This is a genomic window from Winogradskyella sp. HB-48, from assembly GCF_049942685.1.
Classification (GTDB): Bacteria; Bacteroidota; Bacteroidia; order Flavobacteriales; family Flavobacteriaceae; genus Winogradskyella.
Map to the genome: position 1 here is coordinate 292,551 of NZ_CP187934.1, position 13,125 is coordinate 305,675.

16 protein-coding genes and 1 other RNA gene are annotated in these 13,125 nt (G+C 30.7%); 6 read left to right on the forward strand and 11 right to left on the reverse strand.

The window, feature by feature from the left end; all coding sequences use genetic code 11:
• Positions 1-23: 23 nt before the first annotated feature.
• From ACPX19_RS01355 to ACPX19_RS01365, 3 genes are all read right to left on the reverse strand, one after another.
• The gene (locus ACPX19_RS01355) at positions 24-410 is read right to left on the reverse strand and encodes a DUF1801 domain-containing protein (protein ID WP_426431018.1); all 387 of its coding nucleotides are present in this window, start codon (positions 408-410) and stop codon (positions 24-26) included.
• Position 411: 1 nt separating this feature from the next.
• Entirely contained in the window at positions 412-756 is a 345-nt protein-coding gene (locus tag ACPX19_RS01360; protein ID WP_426431019.1) for a hypothetical protein, read from the reverse strand.
• A 104-nt stretch (positions 757-860) separates the two neighbouring features.
• Complete coding sequence (locus tag ACPX19_RS01365) at positions 861-2,069, reverse strand: NAD(P)-dependent oxidoreductase (protein WP_426431020.1); 1,209 nt, start codon at positions 2,067-2,069, stop codon at positions 861-863.
• A gap of 130 nt (positions 2,070-2,199) precedes the next feature.
• Here ACPX19_RS01365 and ssrA point away from each other — a divergent pair.
• Positions 2,200-2,597: a transfer-messenger RNA gene (gene ssrA, locus ACPX19_RS01370) on the forward strand.
• A 112-nt stretch (positions 2,598-2,709) separates the two neighbouring features.
• Positions 2,710-3,093: a hypothetical protein gene (locus ACPX19_RS01375; protein ID WP_426431021.1), complete on the forward strand. Its 384-nt coding sequence runs from the start codon at positions 2,710-2,712 to the stop codon at positions 3,091-3,093.
• 389 nt (positions 3,094-3,482) lie between these two features.
• On the opposite strand, the gene ACPX19_RS01380 is transcribed toward ACPX19_RS01375, so the two are convergent.
• Positions 3,483-3,677 (reverse strand): hypothetical protein, encoded by a 195-nt coding sequence (locus ACPX19_RS01380; RefSeq protein ID WP_426431022.1) that lies wholly within the window; start codon positions 3,675-3,677, stop codon positions 3,483-3,485.
• Positions 3,678-4,021: 344 nt separating this feature from the next.
• Between ACPX19_RS01380 and ACPX19_RS01385 the strand changes: the two genes are divergently transcribed.
• Positions 4,022-4,540, forward strand: a complete 519-nt coding sequence (locus tag ACPX19_RS01385; protein WP_426431023.1) for a hypothetical protein — start codon at positions 4,022-4,024, stop codon at positions 4,538-4,540.
• A 58-nt stretch (positions 4,541-4,598) separates the two neighbouring features.
• Here ACPX19_RS01385 and ACPX19_RS01390 read toward each other — a convergent pair whose 3' ends face one another.
• The 7 genes from ACPX19_RS01390 to ACPX19_RS01420 form a co-directional block, all read right to left on the reverse strand.
• Positions 4,599-5,078: a DUF6169 family protein gene (locus ACPX19_RS01390; RefSeq protein ID WP_426431024.1), complete on the reverse strand. Its 480-nt coding sequence runs from the start codon at positions 5,076-5,078 to the stop codon at positions 4,599-4,601.
• Positions 5,079-5,808: 730 nt separating this feature from the next.
• Positions 5,809-6,636, reverse strand: coding sequence for a hypothetical protein (locus ACPX19_RS01395; protein ID WP_426431025.1), 828 nt, complete (start codon positions 6,634-6,636; stop codon positions 5,809-5,811).
• Positions 6,637-6,955: 319 nt separating this feature from the next.
• Positions 6,956-7,468: a hypothetical protein gene (locus tag ACPX19_RS01400; RefSeq protein ID WP_426431026.1), complete on the reverse strand. Its 513-nt coding sequence runs from the start codon at positions 7,466-7,468 to the stop codon at positions 6,956-6,958.
• A gap of 103 nt (positions 7,469-7,571) precedes the next feature.
• The gene (locus ACPX19_RS01405) at positions 7,572-8,651 is read right to left on the reverse strand and encodes an AAA family ATPase (protein WP_426431027.1); all 1,080 of its coding nucleotides are present in this window, start codon (positions 8,649-8,651) and stop codon (positions 7,572-7,574) included.
• Positions 8,652-8,734: 83 nt separating this feature from the next.
• Positions 8,735-9,037 carry a helix-turn-helix domain-containing protein gene (locus ACPX19_RS01410; RefSeq protein WP_426431028.1) on the reverse strand — a complete coding sequence of 101 codons (303 nt, stop codon included), beginning with the start codon at positions 9,035-9,037 and terminating at the stop codon, positions 8,735-8,737.
• A gap of 103 nt (positions 9,038-9,140) precedes the next feature.
• Positions 9,141-10,313: a hypothetical protein gene (locus ACPX19_RS01415; protein WP_426431029.1), complete on the reverse strand. Its 1,173-nt coding sequence runs from the start codon at positions 10,311-10,313 to the stop codon at positions 9,141-9,143.
• A 3-nt stretch (positions 10,314-10,316) separates the two neighbouring features.
• Complete coding sequence (locus ACPX19_RS01420; RefSeq protein ID WP_426431030.1) at positions 10,317-11,576, reverse strand: tyrosine-type recombinase/integrase; 1,260 nt, start codon at positions 11,574-11,576, stop codon at positions 10,317-10,319.
• Between the two features lie 321 nt (positions 11,577-11,897).
• Here ACPX19_RS01420 and msrB point away from each other — a divergent pair, with 321 nt between their 5' ends.
• The 3 genes from msrB to ACPX19_RS01435 are packed head-to-tail and all read left to right on the forward strand — an operon-like array spanning position 11,898 to position 13,123.
• A complete protein-coding gene (gene msrB, locus ACPX19_RS01425) occupies positions 11,898-12,356 on the forward strand; it encodes a peptide-methionine (R)-S-oxide reductase MsrB (protein WP_426431031.1) in 459 nt (152 codons plus the stop codon).
• A complete protein-coding gene (gene msrA, locus ACPX19_RS01430; RefSeq protein WP_426431032.1) occupies positions 12,349-12,891 on the forward strand; it encodes a peptide-methionine (S)-S-oxide reductase MsrA in 543 nt (180 codons plus the stop codon). The genes msrB and msrA overlap by 8 nt, the downstream gene beginning before the upstream one ends.
• Positions 12,884-13,123 carry a DUF7672 family protein gene (locus ACPX19_RS01435; protein ID WP_426431033.1) on the forward strand — a complete coding sequence of 80 codons (240 nt, stop codon included), beginning with the start codon at positions 12,884-12,886 and terminating at the stop codon, positions 13,121-13,123. Before msrA ends, ACPX19_RS01435 begins: the two co-directional genes overlap by 8 nt.
• Positions 13,124-13,125 lie beyond the last annotated feature (2 nt).

Sequence of the window (13,125 nt, forward strand, 5' to 3'; positions counted from 1 at the left end):
CACAATGATATAATGCGAAGTATTTATATCATGTGTCGCTCAGGTTTTATAATCAATTTAAACGGATTTGTATTAATCTCTAATTGTTTTTCTAGCACATAAACTATTACCTCATCATTAATATCGTCTACAGATTTGTAACGTAATGAACGAACATATTTTCTATTAGTATCAATAAAATATTCGGTATATTTTTCTAATTTTTCAAAATGCCAAAAGGCTAAATCTACATAGTCTTTTGATTGATTGAGAAAACAAATAGGAATACCATTATTGTAATAAAAAGGTATACGCCATTTGTATAACAATTCTGCATTAGGGACTATTGCTTCAGTAATGGATTGAAGCTGTAGCAAGATAGATTTATAAGGCTCTTCTTGTTTCAGTATATAAGCTTCCGCAGGATGCATTTTATAACAAACCTAAAATACCAAGAACAAGAATTGCAATTCCTATAATTGCCTTAAAGGGCATCAACTTAGCCGATAATTGACGCAAGCTTGTTTCTAAAGCAGGTACTTTTCCAAATACATGGGTGAGTAATAAAATACCTCCTAAAATACTCACAATACTTAGTAAACTAAACTTAAATATCGGCAGAACGACTAAGGCACCACCAATGACGGTTTGAAAAGGAGCTAACACACCTGCTATTTTATTGAAAAAATTGCTCTCACCATCCCACTTATCTAAAGTGGCCAAACCCAAAAGTATACCACCAGATATATTGGCTATTGTTAAAAGAAGTCCTACCATAATGCATTCTATTTAGTTCTTAGAATATAAAATTAGTTAAAATTTTATTAGATGGTTATCAATTATAGGAATCCCAATAAATATTTAGTTTACAAACAGCCTAGCTATTCTTTCCCATCCACATAATCCTGAAGATACTTAAAACGCTCAGTCAACTTACCATCTGCTGATGTGATTTTGGCCCTTTTTAAGATACCGCGTTCATCATTATTAAAAAAAGCAGGTATCACATGTTCTACAAAAGTCTCACCAAAGCCTTCACTAGCATCTTTTGGCAACTCACAAGGTAAATTATCTACAGCCATAACAGTTATGGCTCCCTTGGTATCAAAAGCCACTTCTTTTTCGGTTTGTGGATCATAACCATAAAAAGGCTCCGCTATGGTCGAAGGACGAATAGTTGAAGCCACAGGACCATCAATATCACAAGACACATCTGCTACCAAATTAATTCTAAACTCAGGATTTTTAGCGTCTTCCCTAGTGAACAAATACGGTGCATTATTGCCATAAAAATGACCTGCTATAAAGTAATCCGTTTGCTTGGCATAAGGCATAAAATTGCTCTCGTAACCAGAAGGATCTTTGTAAAACTGTTGCTTATGCCCTACTTTACCATCTTTACGTTTTGCGTACTCCATTACGTCTGCCATAACATAAACGGGTTCTGTAAATTCAGACGTTAAATACAAGGCATCACTTACTTCTTTTATACCCAAATGGTCTAAAATCTCTTTGGCACCATAGGCTACTTTTCCGGTTCCAGTGAGGAGTATTTTTATGTTTGGTATGGTAATTTTATCAAGTTCAGCCTTTACTTCCTCCAAGTCGGCGAGGGTTTCTACCTTTGGCAAATTGAACAAACCATCACGTAAACCTAAAGCCCTAAAACCATTATAAGCACCCACCAAACCAGCATATCGTCCAAATCCTATAAGTCGCGCTCCACTTTGTTTTACAATGGTTTCGTGGTCGTACATTTCAATATTTTTTTCCAACATCGCCTTTAGCAGCTTACGGTTGTAAGGTTGCTTTTTAATGGTATGCGAAAAGTAGAAGTATTTTTTGTTTGGAATTAAATGCTCTACAGGCACCTCCTTTACTCCAATCATGACATCGGCATCAGATACATCTTTGGTAACCTCAAAACCCAATTTAGCATAAGAGGCATCCGGAAATATTCTAATATCAGACGACTCAACAACAAACTCTGCTTCTGGAAACTTTTCTCTAGCCTCTGCTAAGGTTTCTGGTGAAAAGACTACTCGTCTGTCTGGTGGATTTTTACGCTCTTTTATGATGGCAAATTTCATGTGAATACTATTTTGAAAACTGACAAAATGCCAATTTATAATATGGAATAATTTTTGCACGAAAATAAATGGATTTAAGAGGTTGCACAACTTTTTTTGTAACTTCGCGCTCCTTTACCTTTAAAATTTTGGGGTCGACTGGTTTTGACAGCGAGATTAATTAAATGGTAAGCACGTCGTGTAATGGTATTGAAACACGTAAAAGGCTAGACCAAATTTTAAACGGCGAGAATAACTACGCTTTAGCTGCTTAATCTGAATTATAGTAAGATTTCAAGCTTCATTCCTACAAGGTAGGAAGGCTAAATGTCTCCAGAAAGCCTTGGTTAGTGGCGTTCTTTTTAGAGGCATCGTAAAAATTGACCAAGATTGGGTAGTGCTTTGATGCCCTTTTGAGATTAAAAAGCTAAGTGTAAAGTAGGCTGTCTTTAGCCAGCTTTGCATCGAAAAAACAATAAAAGACTAAGCGTGTAGAAAGCCCTTTGGTTACTTGTTTGGACGAGAGTTCGATTCTCTCCGACTCCACCAAAAACCCTTGTATATATCGTAAATACAAGGGTTTTGTTTTTTAGTTGATAGTCTAGTTGATTTTTTATCTTATTTATTGGTTACAAAACAGATAAATTAAAAGTAAGTTAAAATGAAAAGTTTAGAGGCGCTAAAAAGAGAATTAGAAAAAGTTATATCACAAAGGAATAAATCCAGGATTGAACTACTGATGGCTAAAATTGAGCTTAAAGAAGCTGAAGAAATTTTAGAGGCGTTTAATTTTAAGGATCAAGACTTTATACAATTTATTAACAAACAAAAAGGACTTGTTCAATATTCTGAACTGTTAATCAACACAGCTTACGAAATGGATATTGAAGGTTTAGAAAACCAAATTTTCGATTTACTTGAGGGAGAGAAAAATATATCTAAATTTAAAAGAGTTAGAAATTTATATAGACTTAATAAGCTCGCCTTTCTAATGCTTGAAAAAGAACTCTTTAGCGAAAATATAAATAGACTCTTTCAAAGTTGAAATGTTTTTGAAGAAGTATTAAAATAAAATATTTAGTGTTAATATTTTTTTGTTTGCTGTTTCGCTTTTCGCTTATATTTTAGAGTATTTATTCAAGTTGTGACCGTATTTAAAGGATGCAACATCGGTTATTGTGTTATGAACTGAGTGATAATGTACTTCGACAAAGAATTTATCTATTGCATAGCAGTTAATCCTAACGTCCTTTGTAATATAGTTATCTAAAACGTACCTAATTGGTTAACGGCCTCCATACGTTCGTTTAAATCTAGTTTATTGAAGTCGTAGAGTGTCATATTTAAATTATAATATGTAAAAATATATGTTATTTTGTAAATTAGACAAAACCAATCACTTATGTCTTATATAAAAGATTTACACGATTCAAATCAATTTTTTAAAGGGTTAGCACTTTCTTTTTTAGCGTCGCCATTATGGTATTTATCAATTTTTCTATTCAATTCAAAATTTTTTAACAATACAGACACTTCAATACTTATTGTGTTGTCTTGTAGTCTAAGTTTTATTTCAATACAATCGTTTTCAATGTTATCATCGATAAACTTTTCTGATAAAGAAACCATAAATGAAAAAGACCATTATTTAAATTCAATTATTATATCCACAGTCATAATAATGACATTCCAAGCAGCTCTTATTTTTGTTGTATACTCATTCGGTTTTTTATGGGGATTATACACTTATTTATATTACTTTATTATAATATCTTTTATTCCTCACTTTTTTTTGTTGTTAATGCTTTTGGTGGATAAAAACGATGATATTAAAAAGAACAATAGCAGTAAAAATTGATAATAAAATCAAGACTAACATTTTTTCCTCTTTTGGTAGTTTTTCAGTTCACTCTAGTATAAAGTGATATATAGCACCCTGATATTTATTAAATTTAGTTACTAAAAATTATATTATGGAAATAGGTTTTAATGAAACGCATGCCAATGAATTTTTACAAAGGTTTAAGAACAGTGACAATGTAATACTCTTTAAAAATCCTAAAGAAAATGATAGAATAGGTTGGAATCTTTTGGTTAAAAGAGGATTAATTGAACATATAGGAAATTATGAATTTACAATAACCTCAAAAGGCAAAAAAGTACTCAGGTTAGGTAGTTGGAATCAATATTTAAAATACGAGGAGTTAAAAGAAAATAGAAACACCCGAAAAGAGTATTACGATTTTCTCTTATCAAAATATAGATACAAGACATTTTGGATTGTATTTCTATTGGGTCTTTTTGGTGGTTTATACAGTATTTATGACATATTTATAAAATCCCAAGACACCGAAAAAAAACTAAACCAAATAAACATAGATACACAAGAAAATACAAAAGCAATAGAGGGAGTGTATATTGAAATTTTAAACCAAAAAAATCTTGATTCTTTAAGAATTCCCAATCCCGAACAAGACAACATAAAAAATTAAACCACTTTTCTCATAGCCCATTTTTTTTAGGGACGACATACGAAATAACAAGAAAAAATCACAATCCCTTTTCTCTGTCTAGCGAATCTAGAGTTAATAGTATTTCTGATTCCAAAAATTCTGGTGCGTACCTGTCGGAGTTGTAAAGGAAATATAGCTTGCAATCATCTGAATCAGGTATTTCATAATTTATATCATACCTTACCCAATTATCATAACTATACAACTCAAACCATTTTGAAAATAGCTTTTCTCTACAAAGGTGTCTATTGTCCACGCTATCACAAACGTAATGTATAACATTATCCACATTTTCAGTTGTATATTCTATAATGATATTCAATATGGTTGTAGATATACAGCTATCATTTGGACTTTTATGATTATTTATTTCACCAAAATCCAAAGAGTATAAATTACTTAAAGGATGTGTTTCTATGCTCATACTTTTAAAGGAAACATAGAATGTATATCCATGAACTGTATCAAAAGTAAAAAGAGTGCCATTAGCACTCTCTTCTTTTTCGTAATTATACATCAAGAAAAATTATTTTTTCTTTGTTTGTTTTATTTTTTCAATAATACTTTTTCTATGCTCATCTTTCATAGCACGAATGCTCTCTATTATCCTTAGAGTTCTATCATTTGCTTTAATAGTAGTTGAACGTATCATTTTTTAAAGTATTTATTCCTAGTTGTTTTATACAACAACAACAAAAGTACAATATGTATGCCATTGTTAATAAGATTGTTAATACTATATATTTATAATTAAATACTCTACTATTGTTAATTTCAATAGTTTGATTATTAATATAATTTATAACTATAACAATTATCTTATTACTCACTAAATATTGTACTCTACTATATATACGACTAGCGGTTATACTTTGTTTCAAATTATATGTTAAATTTGTTGTAACTTTATTAAATGGATACAGTCTTATCTGTTGTAATTTGGATAATAGGATTCGTTCTGATTGCAAGAGCGATTGATCATTTTGACAAGCCCTATAAATAGTACTTCAGTTCTGGGTGTATAGTTATAACGGCCGTCTTGGAATCGATAGAAGGCATTAATAAGCGCGATACGAACTTTTATATTGGTAGGTTAGGCCTTGTTGGATAACCAACTCACAGGACGAACAAGGGTGCAAAAATACCTTTGACACAGATTCTTTCAAGAATAATAATACCGCATAATAACAAAAAATAACACCACACATTAATGTATGTGTGGTGTTATTACTTATTGTTAATAATCATTATTTCTCAGCTAACTCGTTTTCTGAAGTATTGTTAAAAGAGTATAACACAGCTGCGCCTATCAATCCTAAAACCAATATTGTACCCAGAGAAGATTTCTTTTTTACGGTTTCAATGGGTGTGTAAACAACTTCAGTGTCCTCTTCGAGATTTGTATTTGTCGAGCTATCTACAAATGAGTTGTCCTTTATCTTTCTTACCTGGGTATTTATTGATTGAGGAACATTACTAAAACCTAAAGCACTATACTTATTTGTAATAATAGCACTTTCTATTATTTCAGTTGTAAAAGAAAGTCTTGTCGAATCAACAAAGCTCATTATATCTGTTTTCAAAATCTCAAGTTGTATTTCTAAGAATTGGTTTCTGGCCAATCTAGCATTTATTGAAAGTGCAGGATCATAAGTAGATGAAACATCTCTTGTAATGTACCATTTCAAATAAGCAATAAACTCATGCGCATCATTATAATAATCTCTAAACTCACTTAATCGAATTGTAGTACTGCTGAACACTTTTAGCTCAGAGAAATAAGTTAGAAATATTGGCTTGAAGCGTGTTTCAACCCATTGGTCTAAAGCAGCTTGCTCTTGTATGGTCAAATTTATCTCCTCCTGAGCGCTACCCCCTCTAAAAAGGTATTCACCAGGATTACTGTTACCCAAATTAAATGCTCCATCCCCATCAAAAGCATCTTCGATCATTGTTAAAACGAAAAAAGGGTTGTGTGAAACTTCGGATATTGCATTTAGTACATTATTTACGGTTCTTTTTAACCAACTAAAAAAGCCAGCTAATGCCACTGGTGGCAAATTATTGTATTTCATTTCTTTTAAATTTTAATTAAACTTTTTTTTTGCCCTTGCAAAAACATTCATTCATTGTGTGGTATTATTAATTGTTATTAATAATGCAACTACTTGTAACACATTATAAATACTCTATTGATAGTGGTATTAATTACCTTTATGTGTGGTGTTATTAATTATTAATGTGTGGTATTATTAATTGCTGTTAATAATGCAACATCTCTCTGCCCAATAAAATATTTGATCAAATTTTAAGGTGTACAATTAGTGGTTATGTTATTAAGGTGCTCTTATTTTTTTCATTTTATCTACAATCATATTTTTAATCATCAATTCATCATTTATTGCACACATCCAAGAATGACAAAAAATTGTTTCTAATATTACTCTCAACTTCATTATAGGACCATGTGTTACCGAAGAATTGGTCAAATTTATTTGGGTCTTTTAGTAAGGACTTTATTTTAGATAATTCATCCTCTTTTTCCATTGGATTTCTACAATCTGGGTATAATAATTCTATTTTAAGATCTCTGAAGAACTTTAATTGTGCCATGAAATTTAATTCACTTGTTATTTCATTTATTATCAGATCTATTGGCCTATCTAATGACTTATGAAATTCCTTCTGGGATAATTCGTTTAAAAAAGTTAAACCAAACCCGTTTAGACGAAACAAAAAACAGCTGGCATAAATGCTATATGCGGTTTTGTTTTTTTCTATTGATGCGTTATTTTTAATGTTTACGAGATCAACCAGAGAATTAAAGGCTTCAATATCATTCTTATCTGCCTTCCAATAACCAGATTCTATTCTCCATTTTATTCTATTCAAAGCATTCCTTTTCATATATTAATTTTAAAAGTTTAACTAGTTTAAACCAGTTTAATTAAACCGTAAATTCTGAGGTTTAGTAGTTTAAGGGCATATATAATGCCCTAAACTAAACCGATTACTCTTCTGTGTAATTTCCAAGGGTGTAAACACCCCCTTTACCTTTTCTTTGTAATATCCACCCCTTATTCTTAAAGCGAGTTAATAATTTTTTTGCGCTATTATCCCCTATGGATTTATCAAAGGTCTCTTCAAACTCATACTTGATTTCTAATACTAATTTTCCGTAGCGAAGCTCTTCCTCTCTTGAGAAAATTGCATTGAGCATTGAAAAATATTTATGGTTTTCTATTTTGGAGAAATCTATACTTGAAGGTTTCACGGTACTTCTTACTTCGAAATCTTCTACCAAGGAGGGTAAATCATCAATTATTTCAAAGGCGAATGGTTCGGGCTCCTTATTTCTTGACATTATGGTGTCAACTATCGATATTTTATTGTCGCCCTCTGACTTTGTTACACTTATTACGGTTTCTGCCTTATTCATCAATTCAGTTCCTGCATGTCCCCTGGCATTGTTATCACTTTTATTTTGGTGGAGCACAACGTAAATATGAATATTTAGATCCTCTGACCACTTCATGAGCTTATTGGCTATCATCGTGGCTTGTTCCTCGTCATTTATAGAAGTTATTAGATCCCTAATCCCATCTATAACAACAACACCTAAAAGAGGGGTATTATAAATTGAATATTCAATAATTTCTAGTCGTTCTTTAGTGGAATACTTTCTGAGTGGATAAACCTTTATGAAGTCAGGGGATTCAAAACCTACAAGTGTACACATTCTTCTAAAGGCTAGTTGAACATGTCTTTTACCTTGCTCCGTGTCAAAATATAGTAAGTTCTGTTTATCTTTTTGAAGTCTACTATGAAGATTAAAAAGACTATCTTCTAATCCACAAACAGCAATTAGAATGGCCATTAAAAATGATTTCCTACTTTTAGCCTTTCCAATTACTAATGAAAAATTTCCAAGAGTAGATAAAATACTCTCATATCCGTTATTTCTCTGGACTATTACCGGTTCAAGTTCGACGAGGTCCTCTGCTGGGTCTAAATACCCATTTCTAAATATATCTTCTATATCTATATCACTTTTTATTTTATCTAGTGATATTTTTTGATTATCTTCCATTCGAGAATAACTATTCTTAATTGTTGTTATTTTTTATCAAAAACATAAAAACCCTATGGTATTTCCTCTACCATAGGGTTTATTTATCTTCTATATTTTAATGATTTTACTTCCTTTAGAGCTTCGTCTAAGTCTACTCTATTTATAAATACTCTTCTGCCAATTTTAAAAGCAGATATGTATCCCTTTTTTATATAATTATGTACGGTTAATTCTGTTACACCTAACTCTTCTGCAACTTCTTGGATAGAGAGTTTTTCATTTTTATTTAAAGCTGTGAATGGCTCTAGCTTTTTGTCAATGATTTTTTCTAAATGCTCAAAGAGTTCCTTTTTAGAAACATCTTGAATTTGTGTTAGCTTTTGAATTTGTGTTATCTGTGTCATACAGCAAAGTTTTAATTAACAATGCTGCAATTTCACATTTAACGATAATAAATATGAAAATCCTATTTTACAAACACTTTACTGTAAAGTTGTAAAGTTTAAATTATAAGAAGTTTAGATATTTCGTGTATCTATCAAGGTACTCATTATTAATAGTTTGAGAGTAATTTTGTCTACTCGTATCTGTTCCAAACGTATTATTTAGAGCTTCACTAATTTTAGCCCCACTACATTCTTTTTTAAGATATTTATTAAAGTATAAAGTGTGGCCTATAGAACAAATAAAAGTTTTGCTATCCTTCTTAAATTCTTCAGGAACTATAACCCTAAGACCATTATCTGTCTTTTTGATAATATTGTTTTTAATTAGTAAATCAATAGTTTCATCATACTTTTCCCCATCATTAATGAATAAACTTTTTAGTGTTATATTTTTTGGAGGAGAATGCTTTGGACTATTATTTGTAGTAGAATTATGTTGATTAATAATTTTAGATAATCGTTCATTAATTATACTTAAACTATAGAAATTAGACCATATATCTACCACATTATATTCTTCAAACTTTAAAGAAGTAACAAATGAATTCCAATAATCATCCGAAAATACATCATCTTTAAATTTGCCTAAATCGTACGACAGGTAATCCCCCAAAATCTTTTCATTCAAAATACCATAGAAAACCCAATTTTTCCAATTGTTATCTACTTCTCTATTTAAAAAATCAACATATAATCTTCTTAATGGCTTTTTACTATATAAAGTATAGTAATCTACATCAAATTCTGATTTACGAAAAATTGAAATAATCTCAGACCATTTAACAAAAAAGCTGTTTTCACTAACATCATCTTTAATTTTTAACGATTCTACTTTTTTCTCTAAACTTACTTCGTTAATTAATTTATAGACTTCTAGAGCGATTTCTTTTTTCTTTCCTTCCTCGATTGCAAGATCTATTTTTTGCTGAACATCCACCCAATCAACTTCTACATCATCCAAATCATATGATACATGATAATCTCTTTCTGAATAATCTGAAATAGCATTATATATTTCATTTAGAAAATCTATGTTTAAAGTATAAAGATTATGTTCTCTATTATACTCATCATCATCAAATGCTAAAATCCACGACACCAAATCATCTGGATTATTTTTAGGGTTCTTTAAAACAATCTCTTTGTTAAGCAAAACTTTCTTATTGGCAGCATCTATTAAGCTAGAATTTATTTTCTCACCGCGAAGTATACCTAAAAATCTTCTTTTGTTCATATACTAAGCCTTTTTCAATTTTGGTAATTTCATACTACCGAAAGCAAGTTTAACAGCATCTTCCTTCGCTTCTGTATCAACTTTATAATAACTATTAAAGGTTTTCAAATCTCTGTGCCCTGTCATTTTCATAATTGTTTTATCAGCTATCCCTTTCTTCTTCATTATAGTTATAAATGTACGACGAGCCGTATGCGTAGATATTCTATCATAAAATGGCTGTATTACAGTTTCCTTTTGGTTGTTCTTTGTTCTTGTGTATTCTACATCAAAATCAAATTCAGCATCCTTAAACACGGTTTTAATTAAATCATTTTGTTTTTGATTAGAAATTATGGGTAGTTTATAATCGTACTTTTTTAGAATATACTTTGCAATATCTATTAAGGGGATTTCTCTTAGCTCTTTAGTTATATCTTTGTCCTCTTTAAGTAACAAAACACCACCTCTTACGGTACGTTTGTTTATCAATTTTAATTCACCATATCGTAAACCAGTAAGGCATTGAAAAACAAAGATATCTCTAACCCTTTCCAAGGATATTGATTTAGTTTCAAATTCAAATATTTCTTGGATTTGTTCTAGAGTTAAAGCTACTTCATGAGTAATGACTCTTTCAGGTTTCTTAAACTCTTTAAAAGCATCGTTATAAGTATGTTTATTTTTTAATGCCCACAACATAAAGGTTTTGAAAAGACCAACATTTCTTGCAAAAGTATTTGTACCATGGTCTAGAGTGCCGTAGCAATAATCTGTAAAATCAGTATAAAATCTGTCATTTATGTTAGCGAATGTAAGTTTGTAAGCTACTTGATTTTCAAAATTCAACAAATGATTTTTTATATTTTGATAACGCTTTATAGTAGATGGCTTCCACTCTCTCCTCTTTATCTTTTCCTTTGTAAAAATATCATAGGTGTCAAAAAACAAGTTTTTACCCTGAGAGCTTTTTTTGAAAGTCTTATCAAACTCTAACTTTAAAGCATTGGAGGTTAATTCTTCTTTTATTCTTTGGTGAATCCCCAAAACATTTTCAAATGATTCAGAATATCGGTTTAATTGAAGATTTATTTCACTTGCGTTATTACTTTTTTTTGTTCCCTTTAGCTTTGGTCTATAATTATCAAAATTCCAGTATTCAGGCTTAATCTTTTCACCTGTCGAATACTTAAACTGCTTTCTCTCAGAACTAAAATATGCCGAAAACATAATCAACGTCTTGTTTTCACTTTTTGGATTCTTTAAAAAGAATGTATGCTTCATATAACAGTTGATAGTTTAGTTGATAATAAAGTTGATAATTATACTATAATCAAATATAAGACTAAATTATAATAATATAAATAAAAACACTATATTTGAAGCATATACAAGAAAATAAGTTATAATTAATAATATTAAAATATTAATATTTCGATAGTCTCCGACTCCACCTTCGCTCGCCTTAGCATTATTTTAACTTGTTAAAATGCGACGGCGAGCTTTTTAATTATTCGATTTAAAACTTCATTAGTAATTAATTAAATTTTCCATCGACTATCTTTACTAAAAGTTGAAATAATCAAACTAAAAAATATATAAAAAATGCTCACCTGGAAAGACATTATAAATTTTGCGGTTAACGGTAACCCAACACCAGATCAACGTGTTGAAAAATCAGATACTGAATGGAAGGCCCAATTAACACCAGAACAATTCAGAATTACAAGACAAAAAGGTACAGAACGACCTCACAGTGGTGCACTTTGTACTACCTATGATGCTGGTAAATATAATTGTGTTTGCTGTAACACACCATTATTTGATTCTACAATAAAGTTTAGTTCTGGGACTGGCTGGCCAAGTTTTACCCAACCCATTAAAGAAAATGCAATTAAATATGAAAAAGACACTTCTTACGGCATGGTACGCGTGGAAGTAATGTGCAACACTTGCAATGCACATTTGGGTCATGTTTTTCCTGATGGTCCTGAGCCGAGTGGTTTACGCTATTGCATTAACTCTGAGTCAATGGTTTTAGAAAAAGAAAATGTAAATGAATAAGAATATTGAGATTGCTACAGTTGGTGGTGGGTGCTTTTGGTGTACCGAAGCTGTATTTGAACAAGTAAAAGGTGTAGAAAACGTAGTTTCTGGCTATATGGGTGGCAATGTTCCTGGTAGACCTACCTATAGAGAAGTTTGTTCTGGTTTAACAGGTCATGCTGAAGTAGTACAAATTACTTTCGATGCTAATGTAATTTCATTTCAGGATATACTGTTAATATTTATGACAACTCATGACCCCACAACGCTCAATAGACAAGGTGCAGATAGAGGTACGCAATATCGCTCTGTGATTTTTTATCATAATGAACAACAAAAGCAGATAGCAGAATTAATTTTAAGTGAGTTATCATCATATTATGAAAATCCTATTGTAACAGAGCTTAGTGAGGCTCAAACCTTTTATGATGGAGAAAACGAACATCAAGATTTTTATAAAAACAATCCTGATTATGGTTACTGCACTTTTGTAATAGACCCTAAATTATCTAAATTACGTCAATTACATTCAGATAAATTAAAAGATGCTTAGACTATATATTATAGGAATAGCCATACTAGTAATTGCTATTTTAGCTAATGGAATTATTATAAAGTTAAATCTAAAATCTTGGTACGATTTTATCGAACTGATTTCTAAAAATGGATTTTCTGCTTTTAAAGCCTTAACCATGATAGATTTGCTATGGCTATTCTTAGGTTATCCAATGATTTTGGGCTTTGGATATTGGCTTGGTGACAAACTTTACAAACTATTATTTTAAGT